The organism is Corynebacterium poyangense, assembly GCF_014522205.1.
GTDB lineage: Bacteria > Actinomycetota > Actinomycetes > Mycobacteriales > Mycobacteriaceae > Corynebacterium > Corynebacterium poyangense.
In genome coordinates, this window is record NZ_CP046884.1 from 1,346,572 (window position 1) to 1,365,213 (window position 18,642).

Consider the following 18,642-nt stretch of genomic DNA (forward strand, 5'->3'; position numbering starts at 1 on the left):
AATTATACACCGGCGGCGCGACGTAGCTCTTCTGCTCGATTGATTTCTTCCCACGGTAGGTCTAGGTCAGTTCGACCAAAATGTCCGTAGGCTGCAGTCTGGGCATAGATAGGGCGCTGGAGGTCTAATTCTCGAATAATTGCGGCAGGGCGAAGATCAAACACCTTATGCAGAGCGTCTTGGATAGCGGTATCGCTGAGACCGTGGTGCGCGGTGCCGAATGTTTCAACATACAGTCCAACCGGGGCTGCTCGACCAATGGCGTAGGCTACCTGTACCTCCGCCTTGTCAGCTAACCCAGCCGCAACAATATTCTTCGCCACCCAACGCATGGCATACGCTGCTGAACGGTCAACTTTACTGGGGTCTTTACCAGAGAATGCCCCGCCACCATGGCGTGCCATCCCCCCATAGGTGTCAACGATGATTTTTCGCCCGGTTAAACCTGCATCTCCCATCGGCCCACCAACAATAAAGGATCCAGAGGGGTTCACCAAAACGGTAACGTCGCTGGTATCAAGCTGCTCATCGAGGTTGCTGGAAGAAAACACCTCACCAATGACATGTTCTTGCAGTTGCTCCTCTAACCATTGTTGATCCACATCGGGGTCATGTTGAGTAGAGATCACCACCGTGTCTACTGCAACCGGGCGGTCGTCGTCGCCATAGGCCAAAGTCACCTGGGTTTTGCCGTCTGGTCGCAGATGCGGGACAATGCCTTGTTTACGAACTTCGGTAAGCCGTCGCGCTAAACGATGCGCTAGCGCTATGGGCAGAGGCATAAATTCCGGGGTTTCATTCGTGGCATATCCAAACATCAAGCCTTGATCGCCTGCACCGGCTTGGTCGTCGGCGTCGCGCTGTCCTCCGCTGCGCACTTCTTGGGACTTGTCGACACCTTCACCAATTTCTGCTGACTGCTCTCCAATAGCCACGTTCACGCCACAGGTCCGGCCATCGAATCCCATATCTGAGGAGTTAAACCCAATTTTCAGAAGGGTGTCCCGAACTAGCTGCGGAATCTCTACGTATCCGGTGGTCCGCACCTCCCCTACCACGTGAACCTGACCGGTAGTCACTAACGTTTCAACCGCCACCCGAGCTTGAGGATCCTGCTCAAGCATGGCATCGAGGATGGTGTCCGAGATCGCATCACAGATCTTATCCGGGTGCCCTTCGGTGACAGATTCACTGGTAAAAAGCCGTAATGCGTCCTTAGCCACTGATAATTCTTCCTTTTCCCATACTCAACAACATGAAATACCCATACCAACATAGACCAAGTTGTCTAATTTTGGCAATGACCCAGTCCGTCAATGGCGTCAAGGATTTGAATTGCCACGGACAACTTACTGCCCTGAGTGATAGTGCGACGCACCGGCGCTGCTGGATCTTCCCCGCGGAGCAATAACACCCCACTGTTGAGGGGCTGCCCGAACACCTTGCCTTCGCCAACCTCATTGCACATCAACAAATCGCACCCCTTGCGGGCTAACTTAGCCACAGCTAGTTCCTCAGCGCTATGGTGTTCATCGCCGGTTTCCGCAGCGAATCCCACAATCACCGCTTCTGGGTTCAGGCTGCCTTGATCCCGCATCTTCACCACATGCCGCAAAATATCTGGGTTCTCGGTCAATGCCAGGGTGCCCAGAGCGGAATCATCTTTCCCCTTTTTCAATTTCATATCTGCTTCGTAGTGCGGCCGATAATCAGCCACAGCGGCAGCCATGATGATGATATCCTGCTGCGGGGCTTGCTCAATAACGGCACTTAGCATGTCGCGGGCGCTGCGTACCGAAGTTATCTTCGCTCCAGCCGGGGTGGGTAAGCGATCCGTGTTCGCTGCGATGATACTCACCTCAGCACCACGTTGTGCGGCGATTTCCGCTAGCGCGAATCCTTGTTGTCCAGAAGAACGATTTCCCAGGTATCGAACTGGATCAAGGTTTTCTTGGGTTCCGCCTGCAGTAATGAGTACCTTTTTCCCAGACCAGGTATGCGGCAAAGTGGATCCGTTAAAAACCTCGCGACTCAAAGAAGCTATTTGTTCTGGCTCTAGTAGTCGTCCAGCGCCGCTGTCTTTTCCGGTGAGACGACCGTGTGCCGGCTCAAGGACGACTATGCCCCGGGAACGGAGTGTCGCAACATTAGCTTGAGTGGCAGGGTTTAACCACATTTCGGTGTGCATGGCTGACGCAACAACGATGGGACAGGTTGCCACTAGGACAGTCGCACTAAGCAAATCATCCGCTCTGCCGCTTGCTATGCGGGCGATCAGATCCGCCGTTGCTGGTGCAATAACGATGCCATCAGCTTCTTGACCAATTCGAACATGTGCTACCTCATCGACGGCATCAAAAACCGTGGTGGAAACAGGTTGGCCTGAGAGAGCCTCAAATGTGGCTGCTCCCACGAAGTTGAGCGCCGCTGAGGTTGGGACAACACGAACCCGGTCCCCGTGTTCGGTGAAGTTGCGTACCAGGTGGCAGGCTTTGTAGGCAGCGATACCGCCTGCTACTCCAACTACGATATTGCGCGAAGTATCAGATTCCATTAGCTTTTAGCCTTCCTGGCATGAAGAAAACCCGCGACCATTCTAATGCACCGGTCGCGGGGATCCTTCTTTAACGTTTCACCGTTTTTACCTTGATTAACCCAAGGATTTAGCGGCCTTCTTCGTGCTCGATCAGACCTGCGTCAATTTCGCGAAGAGCGATGGAAAGCGGTTTTTCGCCGGCCTCCGGGGTTACCAGCGGACCAACGAATTCAAAAACACCCTCATCAGCATCTTGGTAGTAACTATTGATCTGGCGTGCTCGTTTTGCGGCAAAGATCACCAAAGCGTACTTCGAGGATACTTTGTCCAAAAGCTCGTCAATCGGAGGAGAAGTAATGCCGATTGGCGGATCAAAAACGGCCTCGTTCCGCGAAGTATCGTTACTCACCTTGGTCACTGTCACCTTTTCCTGAAGAATTAGCTATTTTCCTTCAGCAGAATATCACTAATAGAGGCGACGGCTTGATTCACGTCGTCATTGACAACTATTTGATCAAACTCGTCGCGTGCAGCTAGTTCATTACGGGCAGTCGCGAGCCGCCGCTCTATGACTTCTGCTGTTTCTGTGCCACGCCCAGTCAGCCGCTGCACCAATTCCTCCCACGAGGGTGGAGCCAGGAAAACAGTGGTGGCCTCGGGCATTAATGATTTAATGGCTCGAGCTCCGACAACGTCCACTTCCACCAGAACCGGCCGCCCTTCCTGGAGGGCTTGATTAACTGGGGCTGCTGGGGTTCCAGAACGTTGTAAGCCGCCATGGATATCAGCCCATTCCAACATTCCACCATTATCAATTTCATGCTGGAATTGATCTAGGCTAACGAAGAAGTAATCAATGCCTTCTTCCTCATGAGGGCGAGGAGCGCGCGTGGTCATCGAGACACTGAAATACAGATCCTCGATATTTTGACGCAGCTGGTGAACTACCGTGGATTTCCCTACCGCAGAGGGGCCAACCAATACCACTAGCTGGCCACGAGATTGCTCACCACTAGTCATCAATTAATCCTCGCTGAAACCAAAGCGGTCCAGCAGAGCACGACGCTGGCGCTCACCCAAACCACGGAGGCGGCGGGTCGGGGCAATTTCCAGCTCCTCCATGATCTCCTTAGCTTTGACCTTGCCTACCTTCGGAAGTGCCTCCAAAAGTGCAGACACCTTGGTCTTGCCGATGATTTCATCGTCCTGAGCCTGAGCCAGAACTTCCTTGAGGTTGGTGCCACCACGCTTGAGCTTTTCCTTCAGCTCAGCACGGGCCTTACGAGCCTCAGCAGCTTTAGCTAGGGCTTCCTTGCGCTGCTCATCAGTCAACTTGGGAAGGGCCACGGGGATTCCTCCGATTCCTATCGTTTCCAAATTACGATCCGGGTGGGCGACGTGATGCCATCGAAAGCACCCAAATCTCTCACAAGTGCATCAACCTAGCACACTCCAGCCAACGCCGGATGGAGGTCCAGTCTAACACCGGTGTAGTTCTCTCTTGCGTGCCCGACACTCTGAAGGCAAGCCTTCAGTGGTTCCGCCGGATTCCAAGAACAAAATACCAGGGTGGCGGGCCAAATGCACATTAAACGCCAGGAAAACTTTCCCTAGCCCGGAAGAAGCTCTCCCTTAAGGCGCTTAGATCTGGTCCACAACGCAAAATACCACGGGAAATGTTGGGAAATGCCAGCTTTTCGACACCGGCGCAAATCCGAGCAACATCATCGTGATCTGCGCCTTGAGCTCCTACACCAGGCAACAAGACAGGGCCGTTGAGACTACCTAAGCTTGGTGGTTGAGTCAGCGTTGCTCCCACGACAACCCCTAGGCTCCCAACGAGGTGACCTGCTTCCGCATTGCGTCGAGCCAAGCCATCGACGATATGTTGCGACACCGAGCACCCAGAGGCGTCGGACCGTTGTTGGATCTCCTTCGCCTCGGGATTTGATGTTGCCGCCAACACAAATATTCCTGCCCCTGCGGTCTGAGCGAGCCGAAAAGCCGGTTCAAGGGAGTCCACCCCTAAAAACGGGCTGAGGGTGAGGGCATCACAGGACAAGGGAGCATCCGGTGCCAACCAGGCCTGGGCATAGCCTTCCATCGTGGAGCCAATGTCCCCGCGTTTCGCGTCGGCAAGGACCAAAGCACCACCAGCTCTCAGACCACGAATAGTTTCTTCCAACACGTGGTAGCCCGCTGAGCCAAAACGCTCATAAAAGGCCACCTGGGGTTTAACAAGAACCGCGTGCTCGGCGAAAGCCTCGACACAAATGTCACTGAATCGACGCAACCCATCCACAGACACGTCCAAACCCCAGTCAGAAAGAAGCTGTTCATGTGGGTCTATTCCAACGCAGAGTCTGCCTCGTTGTGCTGAAAGATCAAGAAGACGTACGCCAAAAGGTGTCACTGTTGCTGCCCCACCATGGTGTGCTCTAGTTCTTGCAAAGCTCGAACCCTTAATCCACCGCGCTGCAGCGCTTCAATGCCTTGGACCGCAGCATTGATCCCTTGCACCGTGGTGACCAAGGGTACTCCGGCACCAACAGCGGCAGCCCGGATCGCATAGCCGTCATTACGGGTCGACGCGGATCCGGCTGGAGTATTCAGAATAAGGTCAATATCACCCTTCTTGATGAGATCCACAATGGATTCTCCCTGGGCTCCAGAGTGGACTTCCTTTTGCTTCAACACGGTTTCGCACTCAATCCCGTTCCGCCGCAGCATCATCGAGGTTCCAGAAGAAGCTAGGATCTTAAACCCTAGTGAGGAAAGGCGCTGAATCGGCAACAGCAGAGTCCGCTTATCGCGGTTGGCCACCGAAACAAAGACTGTTCCTCCCGTGGGAAGCTGCCCAAAAGCCGCAGTCTCAGCTTTGGCATAGGCCGCGCCAAAGTTATCGGCTAGCCCCATCACCTCTCCAGTAGATTTCATTTCAGGGCTTAACAAAGTATCCAACATGGAACCATCGGGTCGACGGAACCTGGTGAACGGTAATACAGCTTCTTTCACTGCAATGGGGGCTTCCAGTGGTAAAGAGCCGCCGTCATAATCAGTAGGCAATAACCCTTCGGCCTTAAGCTCAGCAAAAGTAGCTCCCAACATGATTCGAGCAGCTGCTTTAGCCAAGTGGACGCCGGTGGCCTTGGAGACAAAAGGTACTGTTCGTGACGCCCTGGGATTAGCTTCAATGACATATAAGATGTCATCTTTCAGCGCGTATTGCACATTCATGAGCCCTTGCACACCGATACCTCGCGCCAAGGCTTCAGTGGACCGTCGAACCTTTTCAATGTCTTCTGCACCCAGGGTCATCGGTGGCAAAGCGCACGCCGAGTCACCAGAGTGAATACCCGCTTCTTCAATATGCTCCATCACCCCGGCTAGATATACCTCTGACCCATCACACAATGCATCGACATCAATTTCGATTGCTGAATCAAGGAATCTATCTACCAAAACCGGGTGATCGCTTGAGAGTTCAGTGGCACGATCAATGTAGTCATTCAACGACTTTTCATCGTAAACAATTTCCATGCCGCGTCCACCCAACACATAAGAGGGGCGCACGAGCACCGGATAACCAATGCTGCTGGCGACCTCTCGAGCTTCTGGGAAAGACGTTGCCGTCCCGAAATCCGGGGCGGGAAGATCTGCCCGACGCAAAACCTCCCCAAATTCACCGCGGTCTTCTGCCAGGTTAATTGCCTCCGGAGACGTTCCGACGACAGGAACCCCAGCGTCACGCAATCTTTGCGCCAGACCAAGCGGTGTTTGACCGCCCAACTGGACAATGACGCCAGCTACTGTACCGGATTGACACTCTGCGTGATATACCTCCATGACATCTTCGAAGGTCAACGGCTCAAAATAGAGACGATCAGCGGTGTCATAATCGGTAGAAACAGTCTCCGGGTTGCAATTGACCATGACCGTCTCATACCCCACCCGAGACAACTCCAAAGCCGCATGGACACAGGAATAGTCAAACTCAATACCCTGACCAATTCGGTTAGGACCAGAGCCAAGAATAAGAACTTTTTCCTTATCCGGTTGCGGAGCTACCTCAGATTCCGCGGCTGGGTCAAGTTCATAGGCGGAGTAGTGATAGGGGGTGCGGGCCTCAAACTCAGCCGCACAGGTGTCAACCGTCTTAAATACCGGCCGTATCCCCAATGACCAGCGCAGACGTCGAACCCCATCCTCACCGGCAAATTCCGGCCGCAGCGCTGCAATCTGAGCATCAGAAAGCCCATAGTATTTGGCATGACGCAGCAAATCCGCATTCAGCACCGGAGATTCCTCAAGCACCTTTCGGAACTCCACCAAGCCTTGCAATTCGGAGAGGAACCACGGATCAATGCCGGACGCCTCATGCACCTCAGCGACACTAGCGCCTTTACGCAAGGCCAATTCCACGTCATACATTCGTCCCTGGGTGGGGCGCTGCAAGGCGGCAAGAATGTCGCTGACGTCCCGGTCGTCGTCTTCAACAGTCCAAAAACCAGCGGGTTTTTGCTCCAGGGAGCGCATCACCTTATTGAGGGCAGAGATGTAATTTCGTCCCAGCGACATTGCCTCGCCCACCGATTTCATCGTGGTTGTCAAGGTGTCATCGGCACCCACGAATTTCTCAAAGGCAAAGCGTGGGGCCTTGACCACCACGTAGTCCAAGGTGGGTTCAAAAGCCGCCGGGGTTTCGCCGGTGATGTCATTATCAATTTCGTCAAGCGTATAACCGATGGCAAGTTTGGCGGCAAATTTAGCAATCGGGAAACCCGTAGCTTTAGAAGCCAAAGCCGAGGAACGCGAAACCCGAGGATTCATCTCAATGGTGATGATCCGTCCATCAACGGGATTGATAGCGAACTGGATATTACATCCACCCGCTGCCACCCCGACTTCCCTGATGATGGCAATACCCTGGTCACGCATCGTTTGGAATTCACGGTCCGTCAGCGTCATCGACGGCGCCACGGTTACTGAATCTCCCGTGTGAACCCCAAGAGCATCTACGTTTTCGATGGAGCAGATGACCACCACGTTGTCATCTGCGTCGCGCATAAGCTCTAACTCGAATTCCTTCCACCCCAGGATGGATTCTTCAATCAACACATTAGCTTCGGGGGAAGCGGCCAGGCCGCCACCAGCAATCCGGTCCAGGTCTTCTTGGGTGAACGCTAAGCCGGAACCCAAGCCACCCATCGTGAAGGAGGGGCGAACAACCACCGGTAACCCAAGCTCCGCCACAGTTTCATGAACTTCATCCATGTTGTGACACACCCGGGATCGCGCCGAAGAACCGCCAATTTTCGCAACGATATCTTTGAACATTTGGCGATCTTCACCACGCTGAATGGCGTCGATATCAGCACCGATAAGTTCTACCCCGTATTTCTCCAGGATGCCTCGCCGATCAAGCTGAATAGCAGCATTAAGAGCTGTCTGCCCACCTAAGGTCGCCAGCACCGCATCCACTGGGTAACCTTGAGCTTTTTCTCTTTCGAGAATCGCTTCAATATAGTCGGGCTCAATCGGTTCCACGTAGGTGTGATGGGCAAACTCCGGATCAGTCATGATGGTCGCCGGGTTGGAGTTGACCAGGGTAACTCGTAGACCCTCATCTTTAAGAACTCGGCACGCCTGGGTACCTGAATAGTCAAACTCACACGCTTGACCAATAACGATAGGCCCAGAACCGATAACCAGGACGTGATTAATATCCGTACGCTTTGGCATTTAGTTCTTTGCCTCCTGAGATTCCGGCTGAGCCGTGGACATAAGCTCTACAAACTGATCGAAAAGTGGGTTAGCATCGTGGGGTCCCGCCGATGATTCGGGGTGATATTGGACAGAAAACGCCCTCCCGTTTTTCAGGGCAACTCCCTCGACAACATCGTCATTGAGACAGGTATGAGTAATCACCGCTGGCCCGAACTCAGTGTCGAATTCTTCCCCGCCGGTTCCGGCGAGCGCGAAACCGTGATTTTGAGCAGTGATATAGATTTTCTTGGTGGTGTGGTCAATAACTGGGACGTTAATGCCTCGATGCCCGAACTTCAGCTTATAGGTATCAAGCCCCAAAGCACGACCCAAAATCTGGTTGCCGAAGCAGATTCCGAAGAACGGGATCTGCGAACGAAGCACCTCGCGAACTACCTCAACCATTGTGTCTGCTGTTGCGGGGTCTCCAGGCCCGTTGGAGACAAAAACTCCATCGGGTTGATATTGCTTAATGTCCGACAACGGTGTGTTGGCCGGAACAACAACGGTACGAATCCCTCGTTCTACTAAATAACGTGGGGTGGATGATTTAATGCCCATGTCATAGGCGACGACGGTGAATTTCTGATCCCCTTCGGGTTCGAGAATATAGGGCTGATCAGTTGAGACTTCAGCGGATAAGTCCGCCCCAGCCATATCCGGTTGCCCGTTCACCTTTGCACGAAGATCGTCGATGGGTGCGTGAGCGTCTTTACCGGAAAAAATTCCGGCCTTAATGGATCCGAAGTTACGCAAATGACGAACCAGGGTGCGGGTATCTACTCCGCGGATTCCGATGATGCCTTGGTCTTTCATTTCATCTTCCAAAGACCGGGTGGCCCGCCAGTTGGATACACTGCGAGAAAGATCCCGGATGACGTAACCAGAAACCCAGATTTTCCCCGTATGAGATTCGCTGTCCTCATCATTCCACCCGGTGTTTCCGATCTGCGGAGCGGTGGAGACTACGATCTGTCGATGATATGAGGGATCGGTGAGGGTTTCTTGATATCCAGTCATGGCGGTAGTAAAAACCGCCTCTCCTAAGGTAGTTCCGGTGGCGCCGAAACCGAGGCCACGAAATACTTTGCCATCAGCTAAAACTAGCACTGCTGGCTGATGATCGTCCGGCGCTGGGATGCCACCGGGATGTGCAGTACTTGACGTCACAACGTCACCTTTCGACAATTTTCTTAACTGTAATTTCTACGTATTAATATTGCTTTTCTAAAGCATTAGGCGCGTGGAGCACTAATGGTCCCCTCCTGATAGGTCACCCGACCTCTCAAAATGGTGGCACTCACCTTAGTGTGAAAATCCATTCCTTCATAAGGGTTATTCACGGCTTTGGATTGAGTGTCCTTCCCATAAGAAGTCCAGGAGCAGTCTGGATCAACCAGGCATAGATTTGCCGGTTCTCCCACAGCAAGAGGACGACCGTGCCCTGGTAGCCGGGTAATTTCCGCAGGCTTCTCACTCATCACCTTGGCGACCCAGCGCCAATTAGCCAGCCCTGTGCGAACAAAGTTGTCAGCAATCACCGCCAAGGAAGTTTCCAGCCCCAACATGCCAGGTCGAGCATGATCAAACTCGCAGCATTTTTCCTCAGAACCATGTGGTGCATGATCCGTAGCAACACAATCAATAATTCCGTCTAAGAGTGCCTGACGTAGCGCCTGAACGTCACGATCTTCCCGCAAGGGTGGGTTGACTCGATTAACTCCGTCATAGGTTTCCAGCCGCTTATCCGTTAATAAGAGGTGATGAGGCGTAACTTCCGCAGTTAAGGGAATATTGTGTTCTTTTGCCCATTCAACTAGCTGGACAGTCCCTTCCGTCGACGCATGACAAATATGGGTTCGGCTGCCGTAATCACGTGCCAATAAAGCATCGCGAATAACTATTGATTCTTCCGCCGCACGCGGCCAACCTCGCAATCCTAAACGAGCAGCTACTGCTCCTTCGTGTGCCACGGCTCCCTCGGTAAGACGAGGTTCTTCGCAATGCTGGGCTAATAAGACATCTAAGCCTTTGGCGTATTCTAAAGCCCGGCGCATAACCAGCGGGTTATCCACACACTTGCCGTCATCAGAGAACATTCTCACTCTGGCGTCACTGCGCGCCATCATTCCAAACTCGGTGAGCTCTTTTCCAGCTAATCCTTTAGTAATGGAACCAACGGGGTGGACGTCACAGAGATTAATTCTTTGTCCCTTGGCCCAAATCCCCTCAGCAATAATGGGTTGGTCCACGGTAGGACTGGTATTAGCCATCGTGAAAACAGCAGTAAAGCCACCTACTGCTGCAGCAGCTGAACCTGTGGCAATGGTTTCGGTATCCTCACGCCCTGGCTCACGCAGGTGAACGTGCATATCAACAAGGCCGGGCAGCAACACGTGGCCATCGGCATCAATAATGCGGTCGGCGGAAACTTCTCCGGCATCAAGCTCGACGATTATCCCGTCTTTAATCAGCACATGTTGACCATCACCTTCGCCGTAGGGGCGAGCATTGCGGATCAATAAGATGCCGGGTTCCGACTCAGCCAGCAACCCTGTTTCCGGGTACGTAGTCATGAAAATCCTTCCCCTTCTGCGCTAAAACCCCGGTGACTGCGCGCCGGCGATCAAGGTGAAAAGCACTGCCATACGGACATGAACCCCATTGGAAACCTGCTGCAATACCGCGGTATTCGGCGCATCTGCGACGGAAAAGTTAATTTCCATACCACGCAGCATTGGACCAGGGTGCATGACAAAAGAACCAGACTTCATCCGGGCCGCTCGTTCTTGGCTCAATCCATATAAGGTGGCGTATTCCCGCTGGGAAGGGAAGAAACCACCGTGCATTCTTTCGGCCTGAACTCGCAGCATCATGATGACATCTGCGTCGGAGATTTCAGCATCAAAATCGCTAGTAGTCCGTACCGGCCAGGTTTCTACCCCATAGGGCAACAAGGTGGGAGGAGCAACTAGTACCACCTCAGCTCCGAGGGTGCTTAAAAGATCAACATTTGAGCGAACCACCCGAGAGTGAAGACAATCTCCCACGATGACAATTTTGCGTCCCTGAATATCCCCAAGCTTTTGACGCATAGTGACTGCATCAAGCAAAGCTTGAGTGGGGTGCTGATGGGAACCATCACCCGCGTTAATAATTGCCGGGCTAGATCCGGGGTGGGGATTGGTGGGGTGGTCAGCATCGTTATCAAGCCATTGGGCTAATAATTGCGGCGCTCCGGAATTAGGATGTCGGATAACGATGGCGTCTGCCCCTACGGCAGCCAAGGTAGCACCCGTGTCTTTGAGGGATTCACCTTTCGCTACTGATGAAGAAGAAGCAGAAATATTAATGACATCTGCGCTCATCCATTTACCGGCGGTTTCGAAGGATGACCGTGTTCGGGTGGAGTTTTCGTAGAATAACGTAAAGATGGTCCGACCCCGCAGCGTCGGTAGCTTCTTTACCTCACGTTCCTCAATAGCCTCCCGGAACCGATCCGCTTCATCCATCAGAGCAATAATCTCGTCTCGATTTAGATCCGAGATACTCAACAAATGCTTCATTTAGGCGTTCTCCCCTGGACTCAGTTCCACAGCATCTCGACCGTCAATGGGTTCCAGATACACTGTGATTTTTTCCGCCTGCGCGGTGGGAAGATTCTTCCCCACATAATCTGCGCGGATAGGTAATTGCCGATGTCCTCGGTCAACTAAAACAGCCAGTTGGACGCATTCTGGCCGGCCTATATCCCGCAACGCATCCAAGGCAGCCCGAATGGTACGGCCGGAATATAAAACGTCATCGACAAGGACCACAACTCGGCCCTCAATCCCTCCAGGCGGTATCCGAGTGGGTCGCAACGCACGATGCGGCGTATTGCTCAAATCATCCCGATATAAGGTGATATCTAAAGCCCCCACCGGGATAGTAACCCCGGAAAATTCAGTGATTCGCGCCGCTAGACGTTCTGCTAGAGGCACCCCACCCGATGGAATTCCTAAAAGAACGACGGGCTTAGCATCAGCCTCGTCGAGCGCTGTTTTTTCAATAATCTGGTGCGCGATGCGTGCCACGGTGCGCCCTACATCATCGCTACTCATGAGCTCTGTTGTTGTCGGCGTTCCTTCACTCATCGTGACCTCCTTCCCCGCCTCTCTGTGCGGTCATTAAAGGATGTCGGTAGTGAACCGCCCCCGATCATAGCACTTCTATCCCGATCCCCCGCTGCCGGGTCGCTTAGGTCTCCTCGGGTTTCGCCTCATCCACGGATGGCTGTGGTTCATCTGTGCCGGGGTTGAAGGTCTCTACCCTATCTTCACGCGCAAATTCTGCTCTTAACTCATCAGCGCGACGGGAGATCTCGTCTAATAAGGCATTGATATATGCCGACGCTTTCTGATCAGCATATTGGCTTGCTAGTTCCACTCCTTCAACCACGGCTGTGGGTTTAGGAACCTCGGGATTAAATAATAATTCCCACGTCGATACCCGCATGATTGCCCGATCTACTGCGGGAATTCGGTGCAATTCCCAATCCTCCGCCAGGGCGGCTTCGATGGCATCATCAATCCGATCGATTTCTACCGCCACCCCGGAGACAATGTCGCGGGTGTAATCCGCAATGGGAGCCACCGGGGCATCGGAACGTCGAGCCAACTCGACTCGATCTTCGACAATTGCTACCGGATCAATATCGCGAGCTTCTGCTTCAAAAAGAATATCAACCGCGCGGCGGCGCGCTTTGAAGCGAGCACCGTATATCCGGCCCTTCTTATGAGGTCGCTTCTCCACTGGTGTGCTGCTCACCGCTATTAATTAGAAACTCGGGAGAGGTAGGAACCGTCGCGGGTATCAACTTTCACGACGTTTCCGGTTTCCAAGAACAACGGGACCTGAATTTCAGCCCCAGTTTCCAACGTGGCGGGCTTGGTGCCACCGGTAGAACGATCCCCCTGAAGGCCAGGATCAGTGTGCTCAATTTTCAGATCCACAGAGGTAGGAAGTTCAGCGAATAAGGCTTCTCCCTCATGGAAAGAGACCTGGACGCGCATATTTTCCAGCAAGAAACGAGAAGCTTCACCAAACTTGTCAGCGCTTAGTTCTACCTGCTCATAGGTTTTATCGTCCATGACCACATAGGACGTACCATCGAAATACAAATAGGTCATGTCACGACGATCCACCGTCGCGGTTTCTACCTTGACACCAGCGTTGAAAGTCTTGTCGGTGACTTTGCCAGACACCACATCTTTTAATTTGGTGCGCACGAAAGCGGGGCCCTTGCCCGGCTTCACATGCTGGAACTCCACAATTTGCTGAAGCTTATTATCGATCTTCAGCACCAGGCCGTTTTTAAAATCTGCAGTGGTTGCCACTGAAGTAATCTCCTCAAAAGATCGGGAAACCGGGACAAATATCGGCTTTATACCCTACACCACGGTGAGCTCTTTAGAGACACCGGTAATAATTTCGGGTTGGCTCCGGGTAATGATTAACGTATCTTCAATGCGCACTCCCCCGCGCCCAGGAATATAAATACCTGGTTCGATGGTCAACGTCATCCCGGGGGCAAGTTCACCTTTGCCGACCGTGGATGCCGAGGGGCCTTCATGCACTTCCATGCCTACCCCGTGACCGGTGGAATGAACGAAGTATTCACCATAACCTGCTTGGCTGATGATGTCTCGACACGCTCGATCCACATCAACTAAGGCGGTTCCTGCGGTAGCGGCCGCAATTCCGGCGAGCTGCGCTTGGAGTACCACCTCATAGATTTCCCGGGAAAAATCCGTAGGTTCACACATGATAAAAGTACGGGTGGCATCGGAATTAAAACCATCGGCATAGGCCCCGTAGTCGATAGTCACCAAATCTCCGCGACGTAGTACGCGATCCGTCGCTGTGTGATGTGGCTTGGCTGTATTGGGGCCAGAAGCAACAATGGTGTCAAAACTGGTTCGCTCCGAACCTGCAAGACGCATCCGGTATTCCAAATCCGCAGCAACTTCACGTTCTGTGCGACCAACCGCGAGCTCTCCAGCTGCCAACAGATCCGCCAACGCCGTTGTTGCTAGTTCAGCAATATTTCTTAAACCAGTTAGTTCTATCGGATCTTTAATGAGCCGGATATTTTCAATCAGCCCGCTGACCGGAACTAATTCCACGTCCTCGGCGCACGCTCGCTGCCAAGCCTCCAGCTGCGCCACAGATACGTAATCAGCTTCAAAGCCCACCCGCTTCGGTCCGGAAATATCCTGGATTAGGGCCTGAGCGCTGGGACGGGCGATCGTCGCCGCTATATCCGGAACTTCTTCAGCAATTTGCGTGGTATAACGACCATCGGTTGCTATCCTCACCCGTAAATCTGTGGCCACGGTTAACGCCGCGTTGGACCCTGAAAAACCCGAGAGATATCGGATATGAATGAGATTGGTCACCAGCATCTCATCAATTCGCTGGCTTGCTAGCTGCGCGGCTAAGGTGCGACGTCTAGTTTCATACCGTGTATCAGCTAATGGCATAAGGATCTTTCTCTCGGTCACCCGGCAAAATACTCTAAAGCTAAAAGATACCCGCGTGTGCCCAAGCCTGCGATGACTCCGCGAGCAATGGGGGATAAATAGCTGTGGTGACGAAACTCCTCCCGAGCATGAATATTGGAGATGTGCACCTCGACAAAACCATGCTGCCCGGAATCATTAAGCTCGACGAGGGCATCTCGCAACGCCACCGAGGTATGGGTAAAACCACCCGGGTTGATAATCACAGCCCAGTTGTTATCCGCCGCCTGGTGTACCCAGTCAATAAGCTCTGATTCTGCATTTGACTGTCGACACTCAACATCTAGCCCTAAGGTAGCGGCACGCGTACGGATCTGTGCTTCCACATCAGCGAGGGTTTCTCGTCCGTAAATCTCTGGTTGGCGTCGACCAAGACGATTCAAGTTGGGACCGTTTAAGACTAAAACCTTCATTATTCCTCTACTTCGCAGCGGTTGAGTGTTCTTGAGTTAAGCGCTGATAGGCCGCTTTAAGATCATCATCTGTGGGGCCCTCTAGCCGCGTGAGACGCCCAACCTCTTCAAGCAGAACAAATCGAATCTTTCCCAGTCGGTTCTTCTTATCCCGCTGCATTCCTGCTTTGAGTTCCTCAAAATGTCCAGCCTCATAGGTCGTAGTTAAACCTACGGACTGGATGATCCGGCGGTGCCGTTGCACCAGTGCTTCATCAATCAGCCCGACCCGCTTAGCAAGATACGCGGCAAACATCATCCCAACCGCTACCGCACGTCCATGACGCCACTGAAACTGTTCTCTGAGCTCTACTGCGTGACCAAAAGTATGCCCATAGTTCAGGATTTCCCTCAATCCTGCTTCTTCAAGATCCTCAGCGACAACCTTGGCTTTAACAGCTACCGAACGCCCAATGAGCTCAGGAAGAACACCATGAACATCCAGGCAAGCCTCAGCGTTTTCCTCATAGCGCTGAAGAATCACTGGATCGGCAATAAAACCTGTCTTAATAATTTCTGCGCTGCCGGCGATAATTTCATCCTCCGGCAAAGTAGCCAAACGATCAGTGTCAATAAACACCGAATCTGGCTCATGAAACGCCCCCACCAGATTTTTTCCCGCAGCAGTATTAATTCCCGTTTTACCGCCAACAGCGGCATCCACCATAGCTAATAACGTGGTAGGAACCTGAACAACTTTAATTCCCCGCATCCAACATGCAGCAATAAAGCCCGACAGATCAGTAACCGCTCCGCCACCGAGGCCCACAATGACATCTTTGCGACCAAATTCTAAAACCCCGAGTTGGTCCCAGACTTGTCCAGCGACGTCGAGAGTTTTCCCCGCCTCCGCATCAGGGACCTCGGCACAAAACACCGAAATCCCCTGCTTTTCAATGGTGTCCGCTAATTCTTGAGCAACAGAAGTCAACGGGCCCTGGTGAACAATGAGAGCCTTTTGGGCGCCGGGTAGCTGAGCTATTCGCTGTGCGATACGGTGATGGAGGTTAGCCCCAATGGTTACCTCATAGGGATGCGGTCCTGAGACGGGGATGATCTGGCTCACAATATCAGCTTTCTGTAGTGGTATAACGACTCAAAGATAGAGTCCGCCTAGTCTAATGTGTCGAGGTATCCGAGAATATCGGCCACGACTTGTTGCGGACGACGTTGGTCAGTGCGCACCCGGAAACTAGCCACCTCTTGGTAAAACGGCCGGCGCTGATCATGGAGTTGTTGGTAATGAGCTACCGGGTCAGCGGCAGCTAAGACCGGTCTATTACGGTCCCCTTCGGTGCGGCGAGCACCTTCGGCAGCGCTCACATCCACCCACACCACGTTGTGATGTAAGAGCAGTTTCCTAGTCTCCTCATGGAGAACAGCGCCGCCTCCTAGGGCAAGAATCCCTGGTTGATGAAGAGCGTCAGCAACAACTTCAGCCTCTATCTCTCGGAACTTTTCTTCGCCAAGATCGCTGAAGATATCCCCGCAACTCTTGCCGTATTTTTCTTCGATTAGTTCATCACTATCAACCACCGGAAGATTTAATGCTCTCCCCAGGCGACGCGCAATGGTAGATTTTCCGGCCCCAGGCAAACCTACCAAGACCAGCAAAGGTGAAGTACCTGAATGCTCATTCATCTTTAAACTCCAAGCGATTGTCTACCTGAGCTACATACCCGTCGATATTGCGTCGGATCTCCCTGATACTATCCCCCCCGAATTTTTGTAGCACTGCTCGGGCCAGCACTAACGCCACCATCGACTCAGCGACAACAGCAGCCGCCGGCACCGCGCACACATCTGATCTCTGATGTATTCCGGTAGCCGCAGAACCATCAGACATATCAACAGTTCTCAACGCCCGCGGGACGGTGGAAATCGGTTTCATCGCCGCTCGCACCCGCAACGGTTCTCCATTGGTCATTCCCCCCTCGAGACCACCCGCACGATTGGAAAGACGCTGGATACTGCTCTGGTGATACACCATCTCATCATGGGCCTCGGATCCTCGGCGCCGGGCTTCCTCAAAGCCATCACCGATCTCGACGCCCTTGATGGCTTGAATACTCATAACCGCCTGGGCAAGTTGACCATCCAGACGTTGATCAGCAGAAATATGGCTTCCTAACCCAATCGGAAGACCATGGACAATAACCTCTACTATTCCCCCGAGGGTATCTCCAGCCTTCTTAGCCGCATCGATTTCAGCAATCATGGATTCCTCAGCGTCTGCGGAAAAAGCTCGTACCGGCGATTGGTCAATCTGCTCGAGGTCTGAGGGTTGTGGGTCTGGCCCCTGGTAGGGGGCGCTTCGTCCGATGGAAATAACGTGGGACAAGACCTCAACGCCCAAAACCTGGCGCAGGAAGTTCCGGGCGACCGTTCCGACGGCGACTCGCGCTGCGGTTTCTCGTGCTGAGGAGCGCTCTAAAATGGGGCGGGCTTCCTCATGATCATATTTCATCATTCCGGCAAAATCGGCGTGTCCAGGTCGCGGTCGAGTTAATTTCGCTCCGCGCCCCGACGACATGGCCTTAGCTACGTCCTCATCATCAAGATCAAGCGGATCGGCAGACATGATGGTGGTCCACTTAGGCCACTCGGTGTTTCCAATCATGATGGCCACCGGAGACCCTAAAGTTTCGCCATGGCGAATACCCCCAACAAAAGTGACTTCATCGGCTTCAAATTTCATTCGAGCGCCGCGTCCATAACCCAAGCGACGTCGCGCCAATTGGAAGGCGACATCCTCTCGGGTCACGCTGACCTGCGCTGGAATATTTTCCAAAAGCGCGATGAGAGCTTGGCCGTGGGATTCTCCTGCGGTGGTCCAACGAAGCATGTTTCTTATTCTCTCATTACCTATTCACCAGGTTGTTATAGTACCCCCGATCACTAATCCCAGGATGGTCCCGGCAATCATGGCAGGACCGTGCGGCTGGGCGCGTCGATGCTGTTTTATCAGCGAAAACACGCTGATAGCGTTGCTAAAAAGCATTGCAAGGATCACCCCCAGCACTCCCCCCATACTGGCGATAATCCCCAAACTGAAGGCTAATTTCACATCTCCCCCGCCTAACCCTCCCCGACTCCACACCACGCCGAGGAAGTACACCCCGGACCATACTAGGCCACCGATTATCCAGTGAGGATGATGGCTGAAAATCACCCCCAAGGTCATGATGGCAGCGGCTGGAACGGTCAGGTGGTTGGGTAGGCGCTGACATTTCAGATCCCACCAGATAAGTCTCCAGCCCCATAGCAGCACACCCACACCGGCCACAACACCAAGCACGACATTCATCGGCCTTATCCCCCCCTG

General features: G+C 53.1%; 19 protein-coding genes. All 19 read right to left on the reverse strand.

What is annotated here, in order from left to right; all coding sequences use genetic code 11:
- Window positions 1-2 precede the first annotated feature (2 nt).
- Window positions 3-1,223: a methionine adenosyltransferase gene (gene metK, locus GP475_RS06305; protein ID WP_187973609.1), complete on the reverse strand. Its 1,221-nt coding sequence runs from the start codon at window positions 1,221-1,223 to the stop codon at window positions 3-5.
- Between the two features lie 65 nt (window positions 1,224-1,288).
- The gene (gene coaBC, locus GP475_RS06310; protein WP_187973610.1) at window positions 1,289-2,554 is read right to left on the reverse strand and encodes a bifunctional phosphopantothenoylcysteine decarboxylase/phosphopantothenate--cysteine ligase CoaBC; all 1,266 of its coding nucleotides are present in this window, start codon (window positions 2,552-2,554) and stop codon (window positions 1,289-1,291) included.
- Between the two features lie 109 nt (window positions 2,555-2,663).
- Window positions 2,664-2,954: a DNA-directed RNA polymerase subunit omega gene (gene rpoZ, locus GP475_RS06315; protein ID WP_187975825.1), complete on the reverse strand. Its 291-nt coding sequence runs from the start codon at window positions 2,952-2,954 to the stop codon at window positions 2,664-2,666.
- Window positions 2,955-2,974: 20 nt separating this feature from the next.
- Window positions 2,975-3,556 (reverse strand): guanylate kinase, encoded by a 582-nt coding sequence (gene gmk, locus GP475_RS06320; RefSeq protein WP_187973611.1) that lies wholly within the window; start codon window positions 3,554-3,556, stop codon window positions 2,975-2,977.
- 3 nt (window positions 3,557-3,559) lie between these two features.
- A complete protein-coding gene (gene mihF, locus GP475_RS06325) occupies window positions 3,560-3,883 on the reverse strand; it encodes an integration host factor, actinobacterial type (RefSeq protein WP_187973612.1) in 324 nt (107 codons plus the stop codon).
- Between the two features lie 241 nt (window positions 3,884-4,124).
- On the reverse strand, window positions 4,125-4,949 hold the full coding sequence (gene pyrF / locus GP475_RS06330; RefSeq protein ID WP_187973613.1) for an orotidine-5'-phosphate decarboxylase: 825 nt from the start codon (window positions 4,947-4,949) through the stop codon (window positions 4,125-4,127).
- Window positions 4,946-8,278 (reverse strand): carbamoyl-phosphate synthase large subunit, encoded by a 3,333-nt coding sequence (gene carB / locus GP475_RS06335; RefSeq protein WP_187973614.1) that lies wholly within the window; start codon window positions 8,276-8,278, stop codon window positions 4,946-4,948. Before carB ends, pyrF begins: the two co-directional genes overlap by 4 nt.
- Complete coding sequence (carA, locus tag GP475_RS06340; protein WP_262485144.1) at window positions 8,279-9,472, reverse strand: glutamine-hydrolyzing carbamoyl-phosphate synthase small subunit; 1,194 nt, start codon at window positions 9,470-9,472, stop codon at window positions 8,279-8,281.
- Between the two features lie 65 nt (window positions 9,473-9,537).
- Complete coding sequence (locus tag GP475_RS06345) at window positions 9,538-10,878, reverse strand: dihydroorotase (protein ID WP_187973615.1); 1,341 nt, start codon at window positions 10,876-10,878, stop codon at window positions 9,538-9,540.
- A gap of 21 nt (window positions 10,879-10,899) precedes the next feature.
- Complete coding sequence (locus GP475_RS06350; protein WP_187973616.1) at window positions 10,900-11,868, reverse strand: aspartate carbamoyltransferase catalytic subunit; 969 nt, start codon at window positions 11,866-11,868, stop codon at window positions 10,900-10,902.
- Complete coding sequence (gene pyrR, locus GP475_RS06355; RefSeq protein ID WP_187973617.1) at window positions 11,869-12,438, reverse strand: bifunctional pyr operon transcriptional regulator/uracil phosphoribosyltransferase PyrR; 570 nt, start codon at window positions 12,436-12,438, stop codon at window positions 11,869-11,871.
- A 103-nt stretch (window positions 12,439-12,541) separates the two neighbouring features.
- Window positions 12,542-13,111 carry a transcription antitermination factor NusB gene (nusB, locus tag GP475_RS06360; RefSeq protein WP_262485145.1) on the reverse strand — a complete coding sequence of 190 codons (570 nt, stop codon included), beginning with the start codon at window positions 13,109-13,111 and terminating at the stop codon, window positions 12,542-12,544.
- A 5-nt stretch (window positions 13,112-13,116) separates the two neighbouring features.
- Window positions 13,117-13,680: an elongation factor P gene (efp, locus tag GP475_RS06365; protein WP_187973618.1), complete on the reverse strand. Its 564-nt coding sequence runs from the start codon at window positions 13,678-13,680 to the stop codon at window positions 13,117-13,119.
- A 54-nt stretch (window positions 13,681-13,734) separates the two neighbouring features.
- The gene (locus GP475_RS06370) at window positions 13,735-14,826 is read right to left on the reverse strand and encodes an aminopeptidase P family protein (protein ID WP_187975828.1); all 1,092 of its coding nucleotides are present in this window, start codon (window positions 14,824-14,826) and stop codon (window positions 13,735-13,737) included.
- A 17-nt stretch (window positions 14,827-14,843) separates the two neighbouring features.
- Window positions 14,844-15,278 carry a type II 3-dehydroquinate dehydratase gene (gene aroQ / locus GP475_RS06375; RefSeq protein ID WP_187973619.1) on the reverse strand — a complete coding sequence of 145 codons (435 nt, stop codon included), beginning with the start codon at window positions 15,276-15,278 and terminating at the stop codon, window positions 14,844-14,846.
- A 7-nt stretch (window positions 15,279-15,285) separates the two neighbouring features.
- The gene (gene aroB / locus GP475_RS06380) at window positions 15,286-16,383 is read right to left on the reverse strand and encodes a 3-dehydroquinate synthase (RefSeq protein WP_187973620.1); all 1,098 of its coding nucleotides are present in this window, start codon (window positions 16,381-16,383) and stop codon (window positions 15,286-15,288) included.
- A gap of 47 nt (window positions 16,384-16,430) precedes the next feature.
- Window positions 16,431-16,958: a shikimate kinase gene (locus GP475_RS06385; protein ID WP_187973621.1), complete on the reverse strand. Its 528-nt coding sequence runs from the start codon at window positions 16,956-16,958 to the stop codon at window positions 16,431-16,433.
- Window positions 16,951-18,162: a chorismate synthase gene (gene aroC, locus GP475_RS06390; protein WP_187973622.1), complete on the reverse strand. Its 1,212-nt coding sequence runs from the start codon at window positions 18,160-18,162 to the stop codon at window positions 16,951-16,953. The genes GP475_RS06385 and aroC overlap by 8 nt, the downstream gene beginning before the upstream one ends.
- A gap of 24 nt (window positions 18,163-18,186) precedes the next feature.
- Window positions 18,187-18,624: a prepilin peptidase gene (locus GP475_RS06395; protein WP_187973623.1), complete on the reverse strand. Its 438-nt coding sequence runs from the start codon at window positions 18,622-18,624 to the stop codon at window positions 18,187-18,189.
- Window positions 18,625-18,642 lie beyond the last annotated feature (18 nt).